Raw genomic sequence first — 26,323 nt, 5'->3', positions numbered from 1 at the left:
GATGATAGAAGTTGAACAGGTGCTGGTGCACGAAGATGTATTGAAAGAAAACTTTGTTTGTAATTTAAGCAAATGTAAAGGAATCTGTTGTGTGGAAGGTGATTCTGGTGCACCCTTGGATCATGATGAAAAGGCTGTTTTGGAAGAGATTTATCCAAAAATAAAACACCTGCTCAACGAAAAGGGTATTAAAGCGATTGAAGAACAAGGCGTTTATGTAGTTGATGAAGATGGCGATTTAACCACTCCTTGTGTTGATAAAAATAAAGAATGCGCTTATGTGCTTTTTGAAGGTGGCATTACCAAATGCGCTATTGAAAAAGCATACGAGCAAGGTATAGTAGACTGGCAGAAGCCGATTTCCTGCCACTTGTATCCTATCCGGATAACCAAATATCCAGAATTTGAGGTGCTCAATTACGATCGCTGGCATATCTGCCATGACGCCTGCACCTTTGGCCGCGAACTTAAGGTTCCGGTATATAGTTTTTTAAAGGGGCCACTAATCCGTAAATATGGGGAAGATTGGTATAAGGAATTAGAAAGTTCGGTGGCGGCGATGTAGGTTTTCTTATTGTATTAGTAAGTATATGGAGAGATGGTAAATTATTTATTATATGCTAAATACGCTTTATCATACCTAGGCTAAGCATCCTATTTGAACATATACTTCATCAGATTTTACTTATCTTCTTTTAATTGCATTGTCCTATTTAAACATGAACTACGCCTAATTAATTTAGTGGATAGTCAACAAATAAAGATGTGTTTTAAAAAATTAATGATGCTAAATTTTGGCCGTATGAATCATTGCCCCTGAGAACATTCGATGCATTAAATGGATACGTTAATTTTGATGACGGGAAAAAAGATGGTTAAAATTTTTCGTCATCGCTGGGGATCTGCTCAGCGGACAAATAGCAGTACAACATGAATCCAAAGGAAATAATATAAAATGCTGCCGTGATTAAAAATAATGTGCTCATATTAATCATATTAAATAGTTATTTGAGTGCAACTATAACGTTAAGGTATCTTAAATTGTATATGATGATGCAAATATTTCGCGTTAATCATCAATATTAATGTTGACAATTAATTTGATACGTTCAAAAAGGGAATGTGTCTTATCACAGTTAATGAGACTTTGGCCATGGGTATATCAATTTTATTGTAGTTAAGACATCTTCAGGTAAACTTCAACTATGTTATTGTAAAGAATAATTAAGGGGTTAAATATTCCAATCAGCTATTCAGCCAGGATTGTCTGCTAACATGAAAAATAATTTGCTCAAGTTTATTTTATCATTCTTACTGTGCATCCGAGGATACTTTATATTAGGCATGTAATATTTAAATTGTTTTTTGCTTAAATCTAACTTACTTTAGCGGATTGAATAATATCATAACTGTGAAAAAAATCTTAATCACTGGTGGCGCGGGCTTTATTGGCTCTCATGTAGTTCGCCGTTTTGTTAACAACTATCCTCAATACGAAATCGTCAATTTAGACAAACTTACTTACGCAGGTAATCTGGCTAACTTAACCGATATTGAAAATAAACCGAATTATAGGTTTGTAAAAGAAGATATTGCAGATGCTACTGCAATATTCGATCTGTTTAAAGCCGAAAACTTTGATGCAGTAATTCACCTTGCAGCTGAAAGCCATGTAGACCGTTCTATTTCAGATCCAACTGCTTTTGTGATTACCAATGTGATTGGGACTGTAAATTTATTAAATGCTGCCCGTGAATACTGGAAAGGTGATTATGACAAGAAACGTTTTTACCATGTAAGTACGGATGAGGTTTATGGCGCCTTAGGTGAGGAAGGTATGTTTACCGAAACTACAGCCTACGATCCGCATAGTCCGTATTCTGCATCAAAAGCGAGCTCAGATCATTTTGTAAGGGCATATCATGACACTTATGGTATGGACTGCGTGATTTCAAATTGTTCTAACAACTATGGGTCTCATCATTTTCCGGAGAAATTGATTCCATTGGCCATCAACAATATTAAAAATAACAAACCTGTACCTGTTTATGGTAAAGGAGAAAATGTGCGCGATTGGTTATGGGTTGAAGATCATGCCAGGGCAATTGATGTAATTTTCCATAATTCGAAAACTGGTGACACTTACAATATTGGCGGACATAACGAGTGGAAAAATATTGATCTGATCAATCTGCTTTGTACCATTATGGATCAAAAACTTGGTCGCGAAACTGGAGAATCGGCTAAATTAATTACTTATGTTACCGATCGTGCTGGTCATGATTTACGTTATGCCATTGATTCCAGTAAACTGCAAAATCAGTTAGATTGGGTGCCGAGCTTACAGTTTGAAGAGGGCTTGGCCAAAACAGTTGACTGGTACCTTCAAAATGAAGACTGGTTAAATAATGTTACTTCTGGTAATTATCAATCTTATTACGAACAACAGTACAGCAGTAAATAATGGAAATTGAACAAACAGGATTAAAAGACTGCCTGATTATCAAACCAAGGGTATTTGAAGATCCGAGAGGATATTTTTTTGAAAGTTTCAATCAACATACCTTTGAAGATAAAACGGGTTTATCTGGAAGATTTGTTCAGGATAACCAATCTTATTCTTCTTATGGGGTTATCCGTGGTTTGCATGCGCAAACCGGTGAATTTGCCCAAGCCAAACTCGTACGGGTAACCAAAGGGGAAGTGTTGGATGTTGCGGTAGATGTACGCCCAGGTTCGCCAACGTATGGAAAACACATTGCCGTACGGTTAAGTGCCGAAAATAAACTACAATTATACATCCCTAGAGGCTTTGTACATGGTTTTTCTGTTTTAACTGAAACCGCAGAGTTTTTATATAAATGTGACAACTTTTTCAATAAAGCATCAGAAACAGGGGTAATCTATAACGATTCTGATCTGAATATCGATTGGTTAATTCCTGAAGAAGATCAGGCTGTTTCTGATAAAGACTTACTTTTAAAACCATTTGCCGAATTGCAACATATATGAGTAAGATATTAGTAATTGGTGCTGGCGGACAGTTAGGCCAGTGTTTAAAGGTTGTAGCTGAGCGAAGAGGAATAACTGAAATTGTTTTTCCGGCAGAACAGGACGCCAACATTCTAAATGAAAGTGGTTTGAACGATCTTTTGGCGAAAGAGCAACCAGGTTTTGTAATCAATTGCGCGGCATATACTGCTGTTGATAAAGCAGAAGATGAAGTTGATCTTGCTAAAGCCATTAATGAAACTGGTGCTGCCTATCTGGCTTCTGCCTGCTTGGCAAACGGTGCTACTTTAATCCATGTTTCTACAGATTTCATTTTCGAAGGTAATGAAGTGAAATTGTTAAAGGAGGATGACGAAGCAAAACCTATCAATGTTTATGGCGTAACCAAACTAGATGGTGAATTAGCGGTAAAAGCTAAGTTACCGGCTCATTTTATCATCCGCACCAGCTGGTTATATTCTGAATATGCCAACAACTTTGTGAAAACCATGCTTAAACTTGGTGCAGAACGTGATGAACTGAATATTATTGCCGACCAGGTGGGAACACCAACTTATGCTATTGATCTGGCAAATGCAATTTTTGACATTGTTCTTTCTTCATCTACTGCTTATGGGGTATATCATTTCAGCAATGAAGGGGTAACCTCCTGGTTCGATTTTGCAAAGGCTATTTTTGACATTAGCGAAACCAGGGTTAAAGTAAATCCTATTCCAGGTTCTGCTTACCCAACTAAAGCTACCCGGCCGGCGTTTTCTGTAATGGATAAATCTAAAATAAAAAGTACATTTAATATTGATATCCCTTATTGGAGAGATAGTTTGGTGGAGTGTATAAAACAAATTAATAAATAGATAAATAATATAAGTTGTTAGTTTGAGTGTTCGCTCAAATCTAATGTCTCAAATCTCAAATCTAAACTAATGAAAGGTATAATCTTAGCTGGTGGCAGCGGAACCCGTTTGCATCCCTTAACCCTTGCTTGTAGTAAACAAATGATGCCGGTTTATGATAAACCGATGATTTATTATCCTTTATCTACTTTGATGCTGGCTGGGATAAAAGAAATTTTAATTATCTCTACCCCGCATGATCTTCCAAATTTCGAGAAGTTATTGGGTGATGGTGCTTCATTAGGTTGCAAATTTAGTTATGCTGTACAGGCTGAACCAAATGGTTTAGCCCAGGCTTTTGTAATCGGCGAAGAATTTATCGGTAAAGATAAAGTGGCTTTAGTTTTAGGTGATAATATTTTTCATGGTGATGGGATGGCGAAATTATTACAGGCCAGTTCTGATCCGGACGGAGGTGTGGTATTTGCCTATCAGGTATCTGATCCTGAACGTTATGGCGTAGTAGAGTTTGATGCAGATAAAAAGGCTATTTCTATTGAAGAAAAACCTGTCCAGCCCAAATCGGATTATGCAGTGCCTGGCTTATATTTTTATGATAATGAGGTAGTCCAAATCGCAAAGAACATTAAGCCCTCTCCTCGGGGTGAATATGAAATTACTGATGTTAACCGCATTTATTTAGAACGGGGTAAGCTTAAAGTAGGCGTATTAAGTCGTGGTACAGCCTGGTTAGATACGGGTACATTTACCTCATTAATGCAGGCCGGGCAGTTTGTGCAGATTATTGAAGAACGCCAAGGCTTAAAAATAGGTTGTATTGAAGAGATTGCCTATCGCATGGGTTTCATCAATGCTGAGCAGCTTAAAGCTATTGCTACTCCGCTTGTTAAAAGTGGTTACGGAAGTTATCTCTTAAAACAGATTAAATAATAGTTTACTGTAATTTATATCCCCTTAATATTCACCAATCAATGCCCATAGCATGATTGGTGATTTTTTTTTAGATTTTTGACGTCCTGAGTGTAGCCAAGGATGTTCGCCTATACGTAAATTCCCTACCATATAAGCCCATAAGTTCATTTAAACACGGTTTGCGCATTTTATTTGCATCCTTTATCTCTAAAAGATTGCTTTCATTTAATTCAATCCGATTAAAGCATTCTCCAATTATCTTATCTTTGCTCAATCACCGAAAGAAAAATGAATACAAAAAAGCAGATTGCCATTATTGGTTTAGGTTATGTTGGGCTACCACTGGCGATAGAATTTGCTAAAAAGTATAAAGTTGTCGGTTTTGATACGAATGAGCTTCGTGTAGCTGAGTTAAATCAACTGATGGACCGAACAAATGAAGCAAACTTAGATGATTTGCAGTCTGTACTTTCTTCATCTGAAATAGGATTAACACTGAGTGCCAGCCTCCCTGATCTGGCCAGTTGCACCATCTACATCGTTACTGTACCTACACCTATTGACCATCTTAAACGACCTGATTTAGGACCTTTGCTTGCTGCCAGTAAAATGTTGGGCATTGTGCTCAAAGCAGGCGACATTGTAATTTATGAATCCACCGTTTATCCCGGATGTACTGAAGAAGATTGCGTACCTGTTTTAGAAAAGATTTCAGGCTTAAAATATAATGTTGATTTTTTCTGTGGTTATTCGCCGGAGCGAATTAATCCCGGTGATAAAATTAATACCCTGACTAAAATAAAAAAGGTCACCTCGGGTTCTACCCCGGCAATTGCTGCTGAGATTGATCAGCTCTATGCTTCCATTATTACCGCTGGTACACATCTGGCACCGAGTATTAAAGTTGCAGAAGCTTCAAAAGCGATAGAAAATGCACAACGCGACGTCAATATTTCATTTGTCAATGAACTGGCATTAATTTTCGATAAAATGGCGATAGATACCGCTGATGTACTGGCCGCCGCGTCTACAAAATGGAACTTTCTAAATTATAAACCTGGACTGGTTGGTGGTCATTGTATTGGTGTTGATCCTTATTACCTTGCCTACAAGTCTGAATCCTTAGGGTATAAGCCAGAGGTGATACTTTCAGGAAGGCGTGTTAACGACAATATGGGGATGTTCGTTGCAAACAAGGTGATCAAAATGATGATCACCAGGGATAAAAGGATCAATGGTGCCAAAGTTTTGATCCTGGGCTTTGCTTTTAAAGAAAATTGCCCTGATATCCGCAATACCAGGGCAATCGATATTTATCGGGAACTTCTTTCTTTCGGTCTGGATGTTGATGTTTTTGACCCCTGGGCCAATCCACAGGAAGTGGAAAAGGAGTATGGTTTTCAGTTGGTAAAGCAGTTTGGATATCAGTATGACGCTTTAATTCTGGCAGTTTCCCATCATCAGTTCATTAGTGTCGAATATGAGAAATTTAGAAAGGAAGGAGCGGTTATTTTTGATACCAAATCGTTTATTCCACGCAATTTGGTTGATGGTAGACTATAGTTGAGATCTAACTGGGGAATGATTGACTTAATGGACAATACTTGAATTCATTTGAATGAGTTTTCTACAATCAACTTGATCCGCTTGAAAAATAGTTAGCACTCAAGATAATTTCTGTTGTTGTTTTAATGATTGTCAAATTTATACCGTATCTATGGCTAATATTTGTCATATAGTGTTTGTTGTTGTACTGTTATTTTACTTTTTTTCTGTTTATGCATCAATTTTATTTATTATTTTAGCGGTGCGGATATAGAATCAGGGCAATTTCTAAGTTTTTGATTTATTTTGATGCTGATTTTTCTACGTATCGTTAACTTAATGTTAATATTTGTTTATTTTTTAAATTTTGATTGCCTTTTAGGTTAAATTATATATTGTTTCTGTAGGCAATATTACTTAATGTGTCACTTCATAGGTAAATTTGAATATGTTAAGGTTTGGAAAGATATCAAAAATGGATCTCTCTAATGGGGTTGGCGAGATCATAGATGATCATGATCAGGATATAATTTTTTTTATTGTACACGCTGATCAAGGACTCAATGTCTCAGATGAGGTACAATTCAGGATAAGATTTATTGAAGATTGCCTGCAGGCTGTTGAAATCAAAGCTGCATACTTTGGTGCCATTAAAAATCTTTGAGGGTTTCTTAATTTGAGCTTTTTGAAACAGAAAGCCTACTAAATCACCGGTTATTAGCCTTCGCATACATCTTTACTGGGTTTATTATCTCCTCCAATAGGCTTAAGATACCAATACTTGTTTGCAGCTTGTGAAGCGGTTTTTTGACACATGTTTTCCATACAGCCCTTCATTTAACATCTATTCTTAGTTCATCTTTCCTTGAAACATTATTCCTGAAATTCCAGTTATCCAGCATGTAACTTGTCGAAATCTGAGTCTGCTTGTTGATGAATATTATGTAATATTTGCTGTTTGAGAGTGATTAAATACATTAGATTCAGTCCTTTCAACCTGGCAGGATATTTTAACCGCCTAATATTATTAAAACTAATGTCATTTCGTATCAAAAATGATATATTCTATTTGATCTATGTCAAAAAATATATTAATTGAAACAAATGTATTTTTTATTATACAGGTTCTGGTTAAATTTGGTTAATCTAGACCAACAATATGGAATTAAAGAAAATTCTGGTAATTGATGCAGAAATTCATATGCTAAACTTATTAGGAGTGATTTTAGGAAATCGATATGAGCTTTCGATGCAACCGGGATCGGTTGAAGCTATGCAATGGTTGCATAAGGGAAATATGCCTGACATCATCATCTCGGAAATCGATATGCCGTACATGAGCGGACCTGACCTGATCAGCAATCTAAAGATCAGTGGGCTTTACAGGCATATTCCGATCATCATTCTATCAGGGATCAAAGATCTTTCAGCTCAAATAAGTGCGATCCCTTTTAAGGTTGATGCATACTTTTCCAAGCCATTCAACCCGATCGATCTCGAAATGGCAATGAGTAACATCCTGGCAAACCATGCAGTCAGTTGCTGATCAAGCCCATGCCATAGTTAATAGTGATTATACCCACGTTATCTATGCTGGAGAAGCCTTTCTAACTGATCTCTTTTCAGAACTGCAACTCCATTTTAGGGTCGAAACGCATAAAGAAATTGCCACCCTGGGAGAATATATTTCAAAGCAAACCCTGCTGAGCCTTCCTGATGCAATCTTGATAGAAGTGGATGATGGCGGTGAATGTTTTAGATTTGTAGAGAAACTAAAGCTAAACACCTTGCTTAGGGAGATCGTCATTATATTTTTATCTGCCACACCAAGTCCAAATTTATCTCGGATTGCACTGATGCTTAATGTTGGAGATTTGTATATTTCACCAATCCCCGTAAATGACCTTTGCAACAGAATTAAATTCCTGATCCGGCTACGCTCTTTTCAGCCTCGTGTGAGTGGTGCCGCTGCAATCAGATTAAAGGCAGAGTTCCCAATAAAAAAGCGGATTTTCGATCTTTGTATATCATGCTTTTTTTTTCTGCTTTTGGTTCCTTTATTTACGCTTATAGCGCTTCTCATCCGGTTGGAATCCAGGGGGCCGATCATATACAGGAGCAAACGGGTGGGGGCAGGCTATAAGATATTTGATTTTTTTAAATTCCGCTCTATGCGCCACCATAGCAGTGATGATTTGGTCAAACTTTCTGAACTCAATCAGTATGTTCCCAATGATGGTACTCCAGCCACCTTCATCAAGATAAAGGATGATCCCAGGGTTACAAAAGTGGGTGCTTTTTTACGCAAATATAGCTTAGATGAGCTACCACAGCTTTTCAATGTGATCAAGGGAGATATGTCTCTTGTTGGAAACCGTCCTTTGCCACTTTACGAGGCAAAGTCGCTAACTTCTGATGAATGGGCTTTACGTTTTCTGGCTCCCGCTGGGCTTACCGGTCTCTGGCAAGTAAGCAGGCGTGGGAAAAGGGAAATGTCTGAGAGAGAGCGTAAGAAACTTGATAATTTTTACGCCAAAAAATATTCTCTAAGGTTGGACATGGTAATCCTTCTCGCGACATTCCCCGCGATGAAGCAAAAAGAAAATGTGTAATCTTTCAATCCTATTTATAAAACAGAAAAAGCCTATCACTTCTGATAAGCTTTTTCAATGGTTTATAATATTTACAGACAGTGTTACACCCTTTGTGCTTTATCTGTCTGCACAGTTCTCTCTGGTGATATTAACGCCCTGGAGAATTACATCAAATTCGGTTCGTCTGTTGAGCTGTTGGTCTTCCTCTGAACAATTGACTCCATCATAACAGCGATTGACCAGTCTGGTTTTTCCATAGTATTCCACCTTGATCCGCTCTGAGCGGATTCCGCGTGCGATCAGATATTGCTTAGCAGATTCGCCACGCCTCAAAGACAGGTTTCTGTTATATTCTTCTGATGCCCTGCTATCACAGTGGCTCGACGTTATAATCGTAATTTCCGGGTATTTTCTCATCAGTTCAGCGAGCTCGTTAAGTGCGCCCCTGGCATCATTTCTGACTTCGGACCTGTCCAGGTCATAATATATGTTTTTTACAGAAAAGACCTTCTTCAGTGAGTCGCAATGGTTTAAGACATACTGTTGAACGCTTTCCGTTCTATTGAGTCTGATGTCCAGATTAATCACTGAATCCTTTTGTATCCCTACCGAGGTGGTAAACTGGATATTGTTGATATAACCTAGTTTTTGAGCAGTGATTTCATAGTCTGTCTCTGCAGGGAGCTCTCTTTTAAATCGCCCTTTATTATCGGTTTTAAGGGTATCATTACCATCAAGATGGTGCATAAGGATACGGCCTCCGGCAAGGGGAACCCGGGTCCTTGCATCTGTAAGGGTTCCCTGTAGAATAATTTTATAAGTAGATCGCCTGAAGTCATAAATATTGTCATTTCCTTCCCTGTTAGAACTAAAATATCCTTTTTTGCCATCGGGGGTTATAATGAGCGCAAAGTCATCTTTAGATGAGTTAATGGGAGATCCCATGTTGACAGGCGAAGTGCTTGGTTTCATTTCTTTGAGAGGCACCTGGAACAGGTCTAATCCTCCAAGGCCTGCAAGTCCGGTTGAAGAGAAAAAGAGATTCCCATCGTGGTCAAAACTTGGGAACATTTCATTGCCCTCGGTGTTGATGAGCTTGCCCAAATTTACAGGACTCGTCCATTCCCCATGCCCGGCTTTTACGCAGTAATATAAATCTGTCCCACCAAAGCCGCCGGGACGGTCAGAAGAAAAAACAAGGATATTGCCATCAGGGCTCAACGCCGGGTGGCCGGTCGAATATTCATCGCTATTAAAGGGGAATTCTTTGATTGAATTAAGATCAGGCCCATACGCCGTGTAAAGTTTCAGTTTGATGGTTCCATCGGCACTCTTGGAAGTTTTCCCATGTAAATAATTGTTCCCCGTAAAAATGATTGATCCATCGGGAAATACTGCCGCTGCTGCTGTGTGATATCGGTTATTAAATACTCCTCCCAGTTTTTTTACCATTTTGTTATGGCCATAAATCAGGTTTAAAGTATCTCTCTCTATGGTGCCGGTGTAGGCAGACAAGATGTTGTTATCATTACTGGTTTGTGGCGTATCGTCATCATTATATCTGATTTTCTGTTTATCGCTACTTTTTGAATTGATCAGGCTATCCGGGTTAATTACTTTTAAATCTGCGAGTTTATTGACGTAATAGAGCTTACTAAATGGCGTATTGTCCCATTTAAAGATGTGCTTTGAAAAATTTTCTGATTGCCTGTTACTTGAAAACAGGAGACCCTCTTTGTAGAAAGCAGGCGAATATTCTGAAGCCTGGGTGTTAATATTCAAAAAACCTATCTGCCAGTGATTGGGGTTTTTATTGATCTTAGACAGGTTTGTGGATGCGAAGGCCGCTGCTCTTTTATCAACAGGTACCAATGAGAGGTATTTTCTATACCACCTCTCCGATTCTTCATACTGCTGGTTGTTAGCGAGGCTTTCGGCATAATATAATGCCCATTCGTTCTTCATGGCCGGTTGTCCGGTCAGTTTCCGATATGTTTTTAGTGCTCCGGGATAATTTTTTGTCATCCTGAAACTATAAGCTAGCATTTCCATTGCCTCCAGATTGGATGAATCCTTTGCCAGCACCTTCTTTAGTTTGTTTATTGCAGACACGTATTCCAGCGAGTTAAAACTTTTACGCGCCATATTCAGATCATTCTGATTAGGTGGATTGTTTTGGGCATGCGTTGCGGTGCACAGGAAGAAAGTAAGGGCCAGGTATATTGATAACGCTACTTTAATGTCAAGTTTCATAACTTAGAAAAATCTTGGTGATAATATTTTGTTTTTTTCAAATCCGAATTCATACCTAAGCATAATCTCATGACTGCCCGAATTAAAGTTTTGCAGTTCAGTGGTGCTTCTGTCATAACTATAGCCAATACGTATCTGGGGGCTAACCTGCACTTCGAGCAGAGCGGTTACGTCCGCACTTGTCCTATAACCGGCTCCAATGGCCAGTACATCTTTGATCCATAGCGTTGCGTTTACATCAGCTTCTAAAGGGGCACCTTTAACTCCTTTGATCAAAAATGAGGGTTTCAGCCTGAAGTCTGTAGCAAGTGGAAATACATAACCCGCGGTCAGAAAAAGATGGGGAACCTGCCTGGCCTGTAAGTTGTCTCCGCCCGAGGCGTTGTTGAGGCTATTGTTGAGCAGGTCTTGCGCAGCCAGACCCAGGTAGAATTTATCCGAATTGTAATATATTCCGGTTCCAAAGTTAAAAAGTGTTTTACTTGCATCATTCATAAACGCAGGATCATAGCCCGTAGTTGAATTTAATAAAACGCTACTGAGTCTCGCACTGTAATGGCTAACAGAACCTTGCAGGCCAAAACTCAGACTTCCTTTTTCCATTCTTATCCGGTATGCAGCACTGGCAGAACCACCTGTGGTCTGTGTAATACCCAGTTTATCGCTAAAAACCTGCAGGCCTACGCCAAATCTTTTATTTAAAACAGGAGCATCGATACTAAAGGTGCCAGTCCTGGGTGCTCCCTCTATTCCAGTCCACTGATTACGGTAGAGTGCAGTTGCCGACACCAGGTTCCTGCTTCCGGCATAGGCAGGATTTATTGCCAGGGTATTGAACATATATTGTGTATACATCGCATCCTGCTGGCCCCAACTTTTAATAAAAAGCAGGCTCAATATTAAAATTATAATATATCTTTTCATCTTATCTGTTAATTGTAATGTAGCCCACACGCCTATCCGTTCCATCAATGGTCAAAACATAGTAATAGGTTCCTGCCGGAACTTCTTCTCCGACATGGATACCTTCTGTTGATTTTCCGTTCCAGTCGTTCTGATAGCTTTTCGACCGGTAGATCAGATTTCCCCAGCGGTTGAAAATGTCCAGGTTGATCTTTTTGCCGTTGGTATTGCCTATAACAAAATAATCATTGATGCCGTCATTGTTTGGAGAAAATCCTCCGGGGATGAAAAGATCTTCCCTGATCAGATTAACTACGGTTGGCTGCGATGGACTGACATCTCCTGTGGTGATGGGATCTGGTTTAGCCCCATCTGTAGAAACATCTGTAGTTTTGCTGTTATCACTTGCTGAAAACCCTTCAGCAGTGGCGAGGTTACTGAAGCTTCCGTCATACTTGTCCAGAGCTACCCTGACTTCGAGATCAATCGTGCCCGAAGCAGATTTAGCGAGGGTATTGCTCCCTGTTAGCATATTTTTATCAGACGAGCCGTTGAAACTACTATTTGCAGAGAGTCCGCCGCTTGCGCTGATCTTTTGCACTGCTATGGTATTTCCCCTAAAAGTTGCAAACAGGTCGTCAGTTACGTTAAGATCTCTAATGGCTATCTCACCGAAGTTGGTTAGCACAAATGAGTAGCTCACAGTATAACTTCCATCCTGATTTCGAACGGGTGCTAATTTTAAACGTTTTGCCAGTCCGATTTTACCTGGAATAAGCACCACAACAGTAACCTTGCCTGGTGTAGATGGGTTTCCATCTTTATCGACGATGATATAGGTGAACTCATCAGGGCCGGAATAGCCTGGGTTAGGCGTATAAATCGGTTGCCCAGTGATGGGGTCATAAGTGATTGTGCCATGCTTAGGAGGATCGGTTATGGTAATCTTTCCACCTGAAGGCAGGGTAACATTGATCAATTTCGGGCCATTTACCGGCGTTTCCACGCTAATATCCGGTGCAGTTATTACGACTGCCGGGCCTGTAGTTACTGTTACGGTTATCGGATCTGAATCAATGCCGTCACCAGTCCTTAAGATATAGTTGAAAACATCCTGACCGCTAAAACCTGTGGCAGGTGTGTAAAGGGGTAGTCCGGTAGTAGGGTTTAAGCTTACATTGCCGTGGGCAGGAGGCGTCATCCATACTATACTAGTACCGTTTTTGCTAATGTCATTCTCTTTTACCGGGATTTCAACGGACTGGTTAAAAGGAGTAGTATAAACATCCGGAGAACCTAAGGGTTTTACAGAAACCGTTACATTGATGGGATCCGAGGAAAGTCCGTCAGCGGTCTTCAGGATATAGGTAAAGATATCTTTACCCGAAAAACCTGGATTTGGAGTGTAAACCGGGTTTCCTGATGCATCAAAACTTACAGTACCATTCGGTGGGGGAAGCTGAAGGGAAATTGTGGTGCCGGTTTTAGCGGGATCGTTTTCCTTCACGGGGATAGTAATGGGACTTCCTGTTACAGTAGCGGCCACATCAGGATTGCCGGAAGGCTTCACATTAACTGTTACGGTTATTGGGTCTGAATCAATGCCGTCACCAGTCCTTAAGATATAGGTGAAAACATCCTGACCGCTAAAACCTGCGGCAGGTGTGTAAAGGGGTAGTCCGGTAGTAGGGTTTAAGCTTACATTGCCGTGGGCAGGGGGCGTTATCCATACTATACTTGTGCCGTTTTTGCTAATGTCATTCTCTTTTACCGGGATTTCAACGGGCTGGTTAAAAGGAGTAGTATAAACATCCGGAGAACCTAGGGGTTTTACAGAAACCGTTACGCTAATGGGATCCGAAGAAAGTCCATCCGCAGTATTAAGGATGTAGGTGAACGTATCTTTTCCCGAAAAACCTGGATTGGGAGTGTAAACCGGGTTTCCTGATGCATTAAAACTTACAGTGCCATTCGGTGGGGCTAGCTGTAGGGAGATTGTAGTGCCTGTTTTAGAGGGATCATCTTCCTTTACCGGAATAGCAATAGGGTTGCCCGCTACAGTAGAGGCTACATCAGGATTGCCGGAGGGCTTCACATTAATGGTCACAGTGATTGGGTCAGACTGTAAGCCCTCTTTATTCTGTATGCTGTAGGTAAAACTGTCTTTTCCACTAAAGCCAGCGTTAGGCAAATAGGTAAAAGTTCCATCAGTATTGAGCACTATCGTCCCCTTCAGCGGATCTGTTTTTTTGATGACAATTGATCCCGCTTTACCAGGATCATTATCCATCACATGGATATTTACAGGTAGATCAGTTACCGTATTGGCAACATCCGCCACGCCAACAGGCTTAATATTTACGGCGATGTTTACGATTGCCGTATTGGATTCGGCACCATAATTGTCTTTTACGGTATATACAAATGAATCATAGCCACTATAATTGGCCGCAGGTCTGTAAGTAACAATGCCACTAACAGGATCAACAACAAGTGTTCCGTGCATCGGTTGGCTTTTGATGAGGATCGTTGAGGGATTTATCGTATAGTTGCCGTCGGCGTCGGTATCATTGCGAAGTATGCTGATTGGAATATTGGTATCCCTGCTTGTCGTTATGGTATCATTGATGGCTATAGGTATATGGTTAACAATAAGCTGAACCTCGTCTGAGCGCTGGCATCCTCCGGGAGAGGTTAGCGTCCATTTGAATACATAAATACCGCCAGTTAAGTTATTTATAGTGGTGTTCGGCTGCTGGGCATTTAGTAGCGATGCCCCGGTTGGTCCTGAAGACTGTGTCCATATTCCACTGTTGGCCCCGGCACTATTGCCCTGCAGTACATAAGTGGTGGTAGGCATAGAAATATTGAGCAGTTGGTCAGTGCCCGCATCGGGTTGATTTGGTGCAGCAACGTAAGTTAATGAAATAGTTGCCGGGTTGGATGTTCTTCCGTATGAATCTTTTACCGTATAGGATGCAGATACCGTACCAGAGAGATTCTGTTCAGGTATGAATTGGACACTCCCTTGAGAATTTACTGAAAAAGTTCCTTTGCCGGAAACGGTATAGGTAGTCTGTATTCCATTCTGGTTCGGATCGAGATCAATTGTCGATTTATTCAATACTGCACCTGTGTTGGTTGTCGTATCATTAGCTGTTACGTCTACCACAGCCTGGTTTCCCTGACAGAGCGTTAAGGCATCATTTTTGGCCAGGGGATTGGTTAAGCCGAACTGATCATGCGCATCAATGTGCACCTGCCTGATCTCGTGGAAATTCGTCTGGTCACCTGTTGAGGATGCAAACCCGTAACGAAGATTATCCGGAGCGGCTTCAGCGTAATAGTAATTATCGATTACCGTTGTGGTAATCGGCTTTACGCCCCCGCGGGTAACTTTTACCGTTATGTTATAACCTCCGGCTGGTTGTGGGGCCAGATCCATGTATACTCGTCTATATCCTGCATTGGTTGAATCAGGTTGACGTTGCCCCCCGTCCCCAACAAGAGAGAAGCCGAATTTTTCCATTTCGGCAGTGGTAAGGTAGCTATAGTTACCTGAGGTCAGTGCTGCACCATTTCCCTTGCCCCTAAGCGTTACCGAGCCTGGCTTAAATCCTGTCCCGCCCTGCCTTCCTTCAGTTGGATTGGAAAAATTTCCGTATTCGTCCAGGCCGATGGCCAGGTAGCCATTACTCACTCCTGGAGAAACTGGAGTTGTTGTGGTGATCTGTGCATATCCGAGAGAGCCGCCGAATCCACCGATAACGAAGGGATTTGCATTCGCATCGAAAAGAAAGAGACTGATGCCGTCGGCACCTGTGCCCCCGTATATATAATATTCGAAGCTAACAGTAATACCATTCGCTGAAGGGAAATTGGTGGTATTGATGACATAGCCTTTCTGGTTTTGAACATTACTGGTTAGCCTTAGGTATCCATTTCCATTTGCATCCAGAGGAGTGCCTGTATGGCTGGAGGTACCTACATTGTAAGCACTGCCGGCTGCGGTAAGAAAAGCTGATGGTGAACCCCCAAAGATGATACCCTGTGAGGTAGCGTTACGGAAACTCTCCACATAAGGGAATTGGGCAAAGGCATTTTGATAGATACATAGAAACAACACGACGGATATCGTGGAGCGTAACATTTTTATCATAAACTTGGATTAATAGTTTGTTGGTCTTTAACTTGCAAAGTTAAAAGCAAATTTTCACACTCCAGTACATTTCGCCGAAATTATTGATAATTCTCAAATCAATAAGGAATATAATCCATTGATTTTCGGTAAGGTAGGATTGAAGCCTGCCATAAAGCAGGCTGATAATTTAACTTATTCTAGACCATAATTCTGTTTTTGGATCATAGCGTTTGATCACCTTCGCAGGATTGCCAGCCGCAACACAAAAATCCGGAACATCTTTGGTAACCACCGCGCCTGCCGCAATTACCACATGGGCACCTATGGTAACTCCAGCTGTAATCACCGCATTGGCTGCGATCCAGCTGCCTTCGCCAATTTTTACAGGTGAGGTAATTACCGGTTGTTTAGAGATGGGAAGATTAATGTCCTGGTAGGAGTGATTAAGGCCGCTAATGACAACATTTTGGGCAATAATCACATCATCCCCAATATTTACGGGCCCTATAAGTACATTACTCATCCCAATGAGTGTCCTGTTTCCGATGTAGACAGCCCCAACCCCATTATTAATGGTACAAAAATCCTCTATTATGGAGTTATCGCCCATTTCGAAATTGTTAAATGGTAAAACGTCCAGCCGTGTTCTTGACCTGATGCGGCTATTTTTACCTTTTTTATGAAAAAAAGGGTTTAAAAAAAGACTTACCCATGTTCTTGGGCGGGCCTCTCCGGTCGGGATCATCATCCAGTGCACGATTTTTTTTAGTCTTTCATTACCCTTTACTACTTTTAAGAGTGATTTCATCGCAAATCTTAGTTGTGGTTATCTTTACAATATTAGCATAATTTAAATCATAACCATATATTTGACCTTCACTGCACTCGTTTTATGATTAGAAACCAACTCAAGCCGTTACTGGTGTTTTTTATCTGCGCCCTGCTTAAGTTAAACACTGTTCTCGCTCAAGAAAGTATTTTAAGCGAAGTTTCTTACCTGTACATGGAGAAACTTGTGGCAACGGCAAAAGCCAACTATCCGAGGGTTGGTTCTCTTACTAACCAGATCAATGTAGCCAAAAGCGACCTTTCCGGAGCGCGACTTTCGTGGTTGGAGCCCCTGTCCTTTCAGTATGTGGCACGTTCAAACCAGGCAACAGCCAATACCGTGGTTGACCTTCAGACCGCTGATCTGCTTACCGGGTATCAGTTTGGTATTTCCATAAACCCCGGCTCTTTGCTCACCAAGCCAAGTCAGATCAAAAAAGCAAAAGAACAGTTAAAAATTGCACAGTCTAATCAGGCAGAATATTATCTTGAGTTAGAGGCCCAGGTAAAATCCCGCTATGTTACACTTCTTCAGTTTCAAAAATCGCTGGCGCCTATTAACGACATGTATATCACCGCACAGAGTAATTTTGAGAACATGAAAATCAAATATCAAAAGGCTGAGATAACCTTTGCAGAATACAACAGCGCATCAAATTCATTAAGCAATGCCCTGCAGGCCAAGCTCCAGATGGAAGCCAGCTACCTCAATGCAAAAATATCACTGGAGGAATTAACAGTCAAAAAGTTGGAAGAAATAAAATAATGGCTGAAGGATATAAATTTTTGAAATTTGCCAAACGCTATCGTCTGGCACTGATATTGGTTCCCTTGATTACCATTATCATCACTACATTTTTGGTGCGGAACCTAAAGAGTTCGTACGTATCCCAGGCACAGATTTCAACAGGTATTGTTGATGAAACACAACAACAGTCTGTAATCATTGAGGCGGTTCAAGGAGAGCAGGTGCGTCAGCAGTTCAGCAATCTTATCGAAATGATCCGTATGAAAAGGGTACTCAATCAGGTTTCTTACCTATTGATGATACACGATCTGACTGCTCAAAAACCTTTTAAGCCCAAAAGTGACCTTGTTGAAACGCTGAATAAAGATGCCGTTACCCATGCCGTTGAGGTTTACCGTCAAAAATACGAAAAGAATGAGGAACTTGATCTGACCATTCCAGATCAGGAAGGGCTTTCCAGAGTGCTCAAATCAATGGGTTACGATGCTGACGGACTTAAAAACAAAATATCTGTTTTCCGTTCCGGAGAAAGTGATTTCATCACCGTGCAGTCAGAAGCGGAAAGCCCTGAACTTGCAGCCTATATTGTAAATACCCTGTCTTCGGAATTTATTAAAGGTTACATTTCGCTCATCAAAGCCTCGCAAATCAAGGCGAATATTTTTTTGAGGAATATGCTAACCGAAAAAACGGATAGCCTGGCAGCCAGGATGGCCCGGTTGAAGAATTATAAGATCAGAAACAAGGTCTTAAATCTCACCGAACAGTCAAAGCAGTTATATGCCCTAATCTTAGACTACGACACGAAAAAACAGGAAGCTGTTGAGAAGACTGCTGCTTACGCCGGTGCGCTTAATGAGATTGATGCAAAGTTTAATCCCAAAGAGCGGAGTTATATCGAGTCTAGGCTTTCTAAAGTAAATCAGGGCTTGGTTGAAACGAAGGCAGAGTTAAGCAGCCTTTACGACCTCTATCTTAAAAATGATTTGGACGAAAAGTATAAAAACAGTTATGACTCGCTGAGAAATCAGTTGAGTGAACAGATCAACAAATCTTCTGATCAGTACATCAACAATCCCCTGAATGCTAAACAAGAGTTGGTCAATCAAAAGATCAATCTGGAAATACAGATGGATTTATCCCGTTATGGAATCAATTCTCTTGAAAATAAAATTAATTCACTGACCAGGGATTTTGGGAATCTAGTGCCACAGGAAGCAGAGGTACAGACCCTGGAGATGAGTGTTGATATTGCTAGTAAAGAGTACCTGGATATCCTGAACAAATATAATCAGAGTAACCTGGAATCTGGGGTTGAATCTAAGATGAATATTGTTCAGATGGGCGTTGGCGGGCTTATGCAGCCATCTAAGAAGTTTTCGCTGGTTGTACTCAGTGGCGTTGTGAGCCTTGTTTTCTGTATTGTGGCACTATTTGTGGTTTTCATTGCAGACAGCCGGATATTTGATGCAAAAACACTAGCCGCCAAGACCTCAGTGCCCGTACTTGGAACAATACCAAAGCTCCCGGCTCCACTTGAATCGCTGAACAGCTCCTGGGAGGATCCGGCCCATCGTGATTTTTGGGCCAGTATACGTTCGATCAGGTATGAGCTGGAGTCAGCTATGCAGGACAAGGTAATTGTAATATCCAGCCTTGGTCCGTCTGAGGGGAAAAGCTTTTTTGCCAGGTGCCTTGCCAGGTCATGGGAAAAAACAAACAGAAAGGTATTATTAATAGACGGAAATTTTACACATCCATCGCTAAGTCCAGATCATGTGAGCGGACACTATGTAGAAGATTTTCTGCAGGGAAAGGAAAAATTTGGACAACAGGAGCAAAAAGAGTCTATTTCAGTGCTAACCAATAGGGGAAATGAACGATCTCTTCTTGAACTTTCAAGCGCCCAGCAGATCAGTGACCAGCTGGATAGGGCAAAAACAATTTATGACCTGATCATTATTGATGCTGCAGCTATCAATGGCAGTAGCCTTGTAAGGGAATGGCTTTCTTTTACAAATGATGCTATCGCGGTGTTTAAATCCGGAGAATCGATCAACGAGGACCAAAATGCCTACCTTGCCATGCTTAAAGAAAGCGGCGCTTTTAGGGGATGGATACTTAATATGGCTGAAATGGGTTCGGGCGAACTGGAGTTTTTTAAAACGATGGGATAATGGACGGGTTTGCAATAGGATATGGAGTATTGTACATTCTAGGAATCATCATTTGCTTCTATCTTGTTTTTCCAATGATGCTGTTTTTATGCTGGAAGCTTTCGGTCAACCCAACAAAACCCGTCAATCCGGGATCCAATCAAAGGGATTACGGAATCATCTTAACGGCCTATGAACAGGTAGATTTTGTAGCCGATGCGGTTAGGTCCCTCCTGGATATGGATTACGTCAATTTTCGGATCTATGTGGTTGCAGACAATTGTAAGCCATCAGAGGCACTTATTTTTACTGATGATCGTATTGAGGTGCTGTTTCCCGAAAGTATTTTGGCCAGCAATACCGCATCTCACTTTTATGCCATTGAGCATTTTACGCGTCAACACGAAACAATATTAATTATGGATAGCGATAACCTCGCCCATCCGCAGTTGATCAATGAGCTAAACAGGTATTTTGAACTGGGCTTCCGTGCAGTACAGGGTTTGAGATCGGCAAAAAACCTGGAGACTACAATTGCATGCCTGGATGCGGCGCGGGATATTTATTATCATTTTTATGATGGGAGGGTAATCTTTGACCTCGGTTCATCTGCAACACTTGCCGGCTCGGGCATGGCATTTGATTCACAGCTCTACGTAAGCATGCTAAAAGATATTGATATCAAGGGTGCCGGATTTGATAAAGTACTCCAGGCGCGGCTGATTGCAAGCGGCGAAAGGATTGCCTTTGCTCAGCATGCAATTGTTTACGACCAGAAAACTTCCGCTCCAAAACAGTTGATCAGTCAGCGATCGCGTTGGATAACGACTTGGTTTAAGTACTTTAAGTTTGGGTTTTCAATCCTCTATCAGGGTATCGCACACACTAATCTTAATCAGTTTATCTTTGGTACTGTTTTGTTGAGGCCACCGCTGTTTATATTCCTGTCCCTGGCGGTTTTATTAATGGTCATCAGCATATTTACCAGTCAGGTATTGGCTATAGTGATTCTCTTTTCGCTGATCATCTATGTAATCAGCTTTCTGATTCCGGTTTTAAGCAAAACAACGGATAAAAAAATTCGTAAGGCATTGGTTTTCATTCCTAAATTTATGTTTTATCAATTTGTCTCCCTGGCCAGGTCTATCGTTTCTGATAAGTCAAACGTGGCAACCAGGCATAGCCTCAAAAAGAATAGCAGATGATGTGGTCCAGCCTGTCATACGAGACGAAAAGAAAGCTGGTAATCCTTACTGCTATGCTTTCATTTGCTGTCGGTTCGGCTTTGCTCACCGTTAAGCTTGAATATTTCGCCATTTTCTTTGCATTGCTTTTTGCAGGGAGCATCATATTTGCTATTGCATTATTTTCCAATCCAAAAGTAGGCTTTATCGCTTACCTGGTGTACTGTTTCTTTATTGCGGGGCTGTTGAAAAATACGGGGCTACCTTTTGGACCCTTAATGGAAGTTCTGCTCGGAGTCACCTGGCTCTCGCTGCTTTATAACTATAAACAGATCAAATGGAAGGAAATCAACAATGATCATCTTATCATTGCACTGATCTGGTTTTCGCTCAATATCTTAGAACTGGTCAACCCTGAGGGTGCCAGTTTATTAGGCTGGTTAAATGAGGTGCGTTTTACAGCGCTTAACTGGTTGTTAATCGCTCCCCTAGGCTTTCTACTGTTTAATAGCAAGCGCGACCTTGATATTTTTTTTATGATTATCATTTCCCTTTCTGTGCTGGGTGCCCTTTATGGGATGAAACAATACTTTTTGGGTGTTTCTGCCGGTGAGCAGCGGTGGCTTGATGAAGGAGGGGCAACCACCCATATCATTGATGGCAGGCTCCGGGTATTTTCATTTTATACCGATGCAGGTCAGTTTGGTGCCTCTCAGGCGGCAATGGCCGCAATAGCCTTTGTTATGGCCTTAGGGCCTTTTAAAAGATGGAAAAAGATTCTATTAGGGATTTCCGGGATAATACTTTTTTATGGGATGCTCCTCTCTGGTACCAGGGGAGCCTTTTTCGCACTGGTGGTTGCGGCTATCTTCGCCGTTTCATTAAGCAAAAACTTTAAGGTCCTGTTTTCGGGTCTTTTGCTGGTGCTGGCTATGTTTTGCTTTCTTAAATATACGACTCTTGGAAGTGGGAATTACCAGATTGTAAGGTTGCGCACCGCGGTAGACCCCGAAAACGACTCTTTTAATGCAAGACTGATTAACCAGGCTAAACTGAAGGAGCTGATGAAGAATAAACCCTTCGGTGCAGGGGTGGGCAGTATAGGATTGAACGGAATTAAGTTTAACTCAGAGAAATATTTATCTAACATTCCGCCTGACAGTTATTGGGTTAAGATCTGGGTAATGTATGGGCCAGTGGGACTTGTGATATGGTTTTCCCTGATCATGTTCATGATTGGAAAGTGTTGTGGCACCGTATGGAATATCCAGGATAAAGGACTCAAGGTGAAGTGCATTGCGCTGACGTCAGGCACAGCGGGCCTGTTTTTTTGCAGTTATGCCAATGAGGTGATGAACGGCTTCCCATCGGTTGTCATTCTCTATATGTCATGGTCATTTGTACTGATGGCCAATAGTATGGATGGAAAAAAAATTGAACCCCAAAAAATTAATTAATTTCCATATGCCACTTGAAATCCTGGTCATCCCCGCAGTTGTATTTTTTGTATTTGGTTTTATTAAAGGATATAAGAAAAGTAAGAATAATGTATAAATTCCTGCAATCAATACCCGATAAACTGGCCAGGGTTACCTCTGGAAGGAAACTCATCAGCGAAATTGACGGGCTGCGATTTTTTGCGATCCTTCCAGTGCTCATACAACATTTAAATGAGCGGTTCGAGCGAAATACCACTGTCGATTTTATCACTCCGAGAGAAGATACATTTGCCAATTTTTTAGCCTACAGAGGGTTTTTAGGGGTTTACATTTTCTTTGTGATTAGTGGATTTATTTTAGCACTCCCATTTGCCTCCTACCATCTGGCTAGCGGAAAAAAGATCAGCATTGGAGAATATTTCTGGAGAAGGCTGACCCGGCTTGAACCTCCCTACATTTTCTGGATCAGTATTTTCTTTCTGGTTTATGTATTGCAGCGCCATGTGTCTTTTTTTGAATATCTTCCGCATTATTTTGCCAACATTACCTATACTCACGCTATTTTTTATGGTGTCTGGTCTCCGTTCAATCCCCCTACCTGGACCCTTGAAATTGAAATCCAGTTCTATATCCTTGCACCCTTTCTTTCCTATTTTTTCTTCTCCATACCCAAAAAGGGGCTTAGACGGGGTCTGAATATTAGCTTTATCCTGGTATTGATGTTACTGCAGCAGTATTTTAAATGGTATCTGCCACCGTTCAGTCTTTCGATCCTGGGCCATCTGCATTATTTTCTGATCGGTTTTATGGTTGCAGATCTTTATACCTGCGACTGGGCTTCAATCAGGAAAAGCAAGATTTATGATATTGTGGCCTTACTCGCTCTAGTAGGGCTTATTGGTTTGTGGAGCTGGGGTTTCGAGTTCATCAACAGATTGGCGGTAGTCATCTGTCTTTTCGTTTTTTTTATTGCTGCATTTAAAGGGAACCTCATTAACCGCCTGATTACCAATAGATGGATTATGGCTATTGGAGGCATGTGTTATACGATATACCTCATTCACCTTCCTTTTGCAGAATTCTTTATTGTATTAAGTAAACACCTGACCTTCACGCGTTATTACACCATTAATCTGCTCTTGCAGTTAACTTTGTTTATTCCAGTAGTATTGGCATTAAGCGCTGTATTTTTTCTATGTGTTGAAAAGCCTTTTATGGATAAAAATTGGCCTTCGAGGGTTGGCCAGAGGATCTCCTCTATTTGGAAAAGGCTATAATTATGAAGGAATAACTATAATATGGAACTAAAGGATAAGGTAATCGTGATATTGGGTGCAACCAGGTTTGACTGGAAATTTGAATCCACCAGTTATCATACAGCAAAGTTTCTGGCGCAAAACAACGAGGTGTATTATGTGGATTTTCCCTATACCCTCAAAGATTACTTTAAAAAAAATCAACAATCAGACATCGCCTTAAGGATTCCCCATTTCAAAAAGGGCGCCAGGGGTATTCTCGATACGGGATCTCCCCGTTTAAAGATTTTGATTCTGCCACTGCTGCTCTCTATTAATTTTTTACCTGAAGGGCGCATTTATCGCTGGTTATTGCTGTGGAACGAACGCAGGATTTCTGCCAGGATTAACCGTATCATGGCAGAGAGGGGCATTGATGAATTTATCTTTATTAATTCTTTTAATTTCCACTATCCTGGTGTTTCTAGAATGTTATCCAGGGCGATACTGAAGATTTACCACTGTGTAGACCCTATCATTACCGAATACGATGAAAGACATGGATTTCTTTCTGAAAATCTGCTCATTAACAACAGCGATCTGGTGATCTGCACAAGTAAAGCACTTTACCAGGACAAAATCAAAAAGAAAAAGCAGACCTTCTTTATTCCCAATGCGGCCGACCTTACGGTTTCTTCACGGGCGCTGGATCCGGATCTGTTGCCCCACTCATCAGTATCTGATATCCCGAAGCCGGTGATCGGCTATTTAGGAGCAATTGAACGCCGCATTGATTTTGATCTGTTAATACAGGTCGCGACGATGAACCCTGATAAGAGTTTCGTGCTGGTGGGACCTACTGCCAGGGAGTTCGTTCCCCTTAAGTTCGAAGAACTAGACAACGTTTATTTTCGAGACAGTGTGCGCTACGACGAGATGCCGGCAGTTGTGAAGGGCTTCGATATTGCAATGGTTCCTTTTAAGAAGGATGAAGTGAGCGCAACAATTTTTCCCCTCAAACTGTTTGAGTACCTGGGAACCGGCAAGCCTGTGGTTTCGACAGATTTTAATATGGATCTTTTGGAATTTACTTTTGATTCCGTCAGCTATTGCCACAATGCAGATGAATTTTCGGCCGCGATTTCTTTTTATCTGACAAATGACAGCGAGGAGGCAAAAGCATACAGGTTATCAATTGCTGCGGATAATACCTGGTCAAGGCGTATGGCAGAACTGAGTAGTCTGGTTGCCGGGTTTTATCGCGAAAAAACAGGTCAGGATTAACCTTTTTGCCTTATTCCAGCATTTCTCTATACAGGTCGATATGCTTGCTTACCGGATCGTTAAGTTTGTACCATTCAAGAAGGCTTTCCCTACAGTTATTGAAAGTTACCGCTTTTTCTTTTTTTGACATTATCGCTGCCCTGATCAGTTTACGAAGTTCAGCAGCATCACCAGGATTGAATAAATTTCCGCTCACCCCAGGCTCAATATAATCGATCATTCCTCCTGTTGCAGATGCAATAAGGGGTGTGCCGCACAATATCGCCTCCGTGCCGGTAAGCCCAAACGTTTCCTCCAGGGAGGGATTGATAAAAAAGTCCATTGCGCTATAAAGCAATGAGTGGAATCTTTTATCGTGTACAGGTTCGAAACGGATTACATTGATGCTGCGCTCGGTGTCGTCTTCAACTTTTGCCTTGACTGCCCCGAATGTCAAAATGGTGATCAGCTTTTTCTCATCAGGTGTTAATCCTCCAATGGCCTCAAGCAAAAGCCAATAACCTTTTCTGTAGTTTCCGAGATTGTCAGCGCCAGTTCCAAGGATCAGTGAATCTCCGGGGATATCAAGGGCTTCCTTTGAAATCGTTTTATCGATTTGCCTAAAACCGGTAATATCAAGGACACAGGGGATCAGATTGCATGGTACACCAGGGAGATATTGTTCAATTTTTTGCATGGTGAGCTTACTGCTCGCAATAAATCTGACGCCGGACGAGCGAATGTTTTCCTGTTTTTTTGTGCGGAGCAGGTCTTCCGCATCCCTGAAGTCGGGATTACGAAGGACGTCCTGTTCGTAGTGGAATCCGCCGAGTATGGGGTTTAGATCATGGGCGGTCCATACCATTGGTTTTTTCACCGCCTTAAAGAATGTTGGGATATCCACGAAATCAGATATCCAGTGGAGGTGGATAAGGTCGGCACGTTTTACCCTCGCATCGTGCTCCAGTCGGTAATGGGAAAATGGGAAGCTAAAGATTTCATATTTACCTTTCCGTCCACCTTTAATTCTTGTATTTCTATCTATGCCCAGTTTATTAAAAACACGGTCAATAAATGGTCTTTTTTGATCAGTCCTGTAAACACCTGGTGTGAGATTCTCATTCAGGGCATGCATACAAAGAACTTCTGACTCGATGCCCTGTTCTAAAAGCGCCTGATGAAGACGCATAACTGCAATTCCTGCCCCACCGGTAATATAAGCCGTTATATGAAGTATCTTCATCCGTTCCTGTTAA

General features: G+C 41.2%; 20 protein-coding genes. 15 read left to right on the top strand and 5 right to left on the bottom strand.

The window, feature by feature from the left end; translation table 11 throughout:
- Nucleotide 1: 1 nt before the first annotated feature.
- From ACUN24_RS03035 to ACUN24_RS02995, 9 genes are all read left to right on the top strand, one after another.
- Nucleotides 2–565, top strand: coding sequence for a DUF3109 family protein (locus ACUN24_RS03035; RefSeq protein WP_090498026.1), 564 nt, complete (start codon nt 2–4; stop codon nt 563–565).
- An 846-nt stretch (nt 566–1,411) separates the two neighbouring features.
- Nucleotides 1,412–2,464, top strand: a complete 1,053-nt coding sequence (rfbB, locus tag ACUN24_RS03030; RefSeq protein WP_445561193.1) for a dTDP-glucose 4,6-dehydratase — start codon at nt 1,412–1,414, stop codon at nt 2,462–2,464.
- Complete coding sequence (gene rfbC, locus ACUN24_RS03025; protein WP_445561192.1) at nt 2,464–3,012, top strand: dTDP-4-dehydrorhamnose 3,5-epimerase; 549 nt, start codon at nt 2,464–2,466, stop codon at nt 3,010–3,012. Before rfbB ends, rfbC begins: the two co-directional genes overlap by 1 nt.
- Nucleotides 3,009–3,866, top strand: coding sequence for a dTDP-4-dehydrorhamnose reductase (rfbD, locus tag ACUN24_RS03020; protein ID WP_445561191.1), 858 nt, complete (start codon nt 3,009–3,011; stop codon nt 3,864–3,866). Before rfbC ends, rfbD begins: the two co-directional genes overlap by 4 nt.
- Before the next feature lie 69 nt (nt 3,867–3,935).
- Complete coding sequence (gene rfbA, locus ACUN24_RS03015) at nt 3,936–4,796, top strand: glucose-1-phosphate thymidylyltransferase RfbA (protein WP_445561190.1); 861 nt, start codon at nt 3,936–3,938, stop codon at nt 4,794–4,796.
- Nucleotides 4,797–5,066: 270 nt separating this feature from the next.
- Nucleotides 5,067–6,341 carry a nucleotide sugar dehydrogenase gene (locus ACUN24_RS03010; protein WP_445561189.1) on the top strand — a complete coding sequence of 425 codons (1,275 nt, stop codon included), beginning with the start codon at nt 5,067–5,069 and terminating at the stop codon, nt 6,339–6,341.
- Nucleotides 6,342–6,798: 457 nt separating this feature from the next.
- Entirely contained in the window at nt 6,799–6,987 is a 189-nt protein-coding gene (locus ACUN24_RS03005) for a hypothetical protein (RefSeq protein WP_445561188.1), read from the top strand.
- A 495-nt stretch (nt 6,988–7,482) separates the two neighbouring features.
- The gene (locus ACUN24_RS03000; protein ID WP_445561187.1) at nt 7,483–7,869 is read left to right on the top strand and encodes a response regulator; all 387 of its coding nucleotides are present in this window, start codon (nt 7,483–7,485) and stop codon (nt 7,867–7,869) included.
- Nucleotides 7,853–8,935 (top strand): sugar transferase, encoded by a 1,083-nt coding sequence (locus ACUN24_RS02995; protein WP_445561186.1) that lies wholly within the window; start codon nt 7,853–7,855, stop codon nt 8,933–8,935. The genes ACUN24_RS03000 and ACUN24_RS02995 overlap by 17 nt, the downstream gene beginning before the upstream one ends.
- A 99-nt stretch (nt 8,936–9,034) precedes the next feature.
- Here the strand turns inward: ACUN24_RS02995 and ACUN24_RS02990 are convergent, their stop codons facing one another.
- The 4 genes from ACUN24_RS02990 to ACUN24_RS02975 all read right to left on the bottom strand — a co-directional run bounded on the left by ACUN24_RS02990 (nt 9,035) and on the right by ACUN24_RS02975 (nt 17,022).
- A complete protein-coding gene (locus tag ACUN24_RS02990; RefSeq protein ID WP_445561185.1) occupies nt 9,035–11,170 on the bottom strand; it encodes an OmpA family protein in 2,136 nt (711 codons plus the stop codon).
- A gap of 3 nt (nt 11,171–11,173) precedes the next feature.
- Nucleotides 11,174–12,094 (bottom strand): PorP/SprF family type IX secretion system membrane protein, encoded by a 921-nt coding sequence (locus ACUN24_RS02985; protein WP_445561184.1) that lies wholly within the window; start codon nt 12,092–12,094, stop codon nt 11,174–11,176.
- 1 nt (nt 12,095) lies between these two features.
- A complete protein-coding gene (locus tag ACUN24_RS02980; RefSeq protein WP_445561183.1) occupies nt 12,096–16,232 on the bottom strand; it encodes an Ig-like domain-containing protein in 4,137 nt (1,378 codons plus the stop codon).
- Between the two features lie 169 nt (nt 16,233–16,401).
- A complete protein-coding gene (locus tag ACUN24_RS02975; protein WP_445561182.1) occupies nt 16,402–17,022 on the bottom strand; it encodes an acyltransferase in 621 nt (206 codons plus the stop codon).
- Nucleotides 17,023–17,106: 84 nt separating this feature from the next.
- Here ACUN24_RS02975 and ACUN24_RS02970 point away from each other — a divergent pair, with 84 nt between their 5' ends.
- The 6 genes from ACUN24_RS02970 to ACUN24_RS02945 all read left to right on the top strand — a co-directional run bounded on the left by ACUN24_RS02970 (nt 17,107) and on the right by ACUN24_RS02945 (nt 25,088).
- A complete protein-coding gene (locus ACUN24_RS02970) occupies nt 17,107–17,808 on the top strand; it encodes a TolC family protein (RefSeq protein ID WP_445561181.1) in 702 nt (233 codons plus the stop codon).
- Nucleotides 17,808–19,967: an exopolysaccharide transport family protein gene (locus tag ACUN24_RS02965; protein ID WP_445561180.1), complete on the top strand. Its 2,160-nt coding sequence runs from the start codon at nt 17,808–17,810 to the stop codon at nt 19,965–19,967. The genes ACUN24_RS02970 and ACUN24_RS02965 overlap by 1 nt, the downstream gene beginning before the upstream one ends.
- Nucleotides 19,967–21,151 carry a glycosyltransferase gene (locus ACUN24_RS02960; protein ID WP_445561179.1) on the top strand — a complete coding sequence of 395 codons (1,185 nt, stop codon included), beginning with the start codon at nt 19,967–19,969 and terminating at the stop codon, nt 21,149–21,151. The genes ACUN24_RS02965 and ACUN24_RS02960 overlap by 1 nt, the downstream gene beginning before the upstream one ends.
- A complete protein-coding gene (locus ACUN24_RS02955; RefSeq protein WP_445561178.1) occupies nt 21,148–22,587 on the top strand; it encodes an O-antigen ligase family protein in 1,440 nt (479 codons plus the stop codon). Before ACUN24_RS02960 ends, ACUN24_RS02955 begins: the two co-directional genes overlap by 4 nt.
- 89 nt (nt 22,588–22,676) lie before the next feature.
- Entirely contained in the window at nt 22,677–23,846 is a 1,170-nt protein-coding gene (locus tag ACUN24_RS02950; protein ID WP_445561177.1) for an acyltransferase family protein, read from the top strand.
- A 21-nt stretch (nt 23,847–23,867) separates the two neighbouring features.
- On the top strand, nt 23,868–25,088 hold the full coding sequence (locus tag ACUN24_RS02945) for a glycosyltransferase family protein (protein WP_445561176.1): 1,221 nt from the start codon (nt 23,868–23,870) through the stop codon (nt 25,086–25,088).
- Nucleotides 25,089–25,098: 10 nt separating this feature from the next.
- On the opposite strand, the gene ACUN24_RS02940 is transcribed toward ACUN24_RS02945, so the two are convergent.
- Entirely contained in the window at nt 25,099–26,310 is a 1,212-nt protein-coding gene (locus tag ACUN24_RS02940) for a glycosyltransferase (RefSeq protein WP_445561175.1), read from the bottom strand.
- Between the last annotated feature and the right edge of the window lie 13 nt (nt 26,311–26,323).

The organism is Pedobacter sp. WC2501, assembly GCF_052682415.1.
This window is presented reverse-complemented; position numbering and strand designations above follow the sequence as displayed.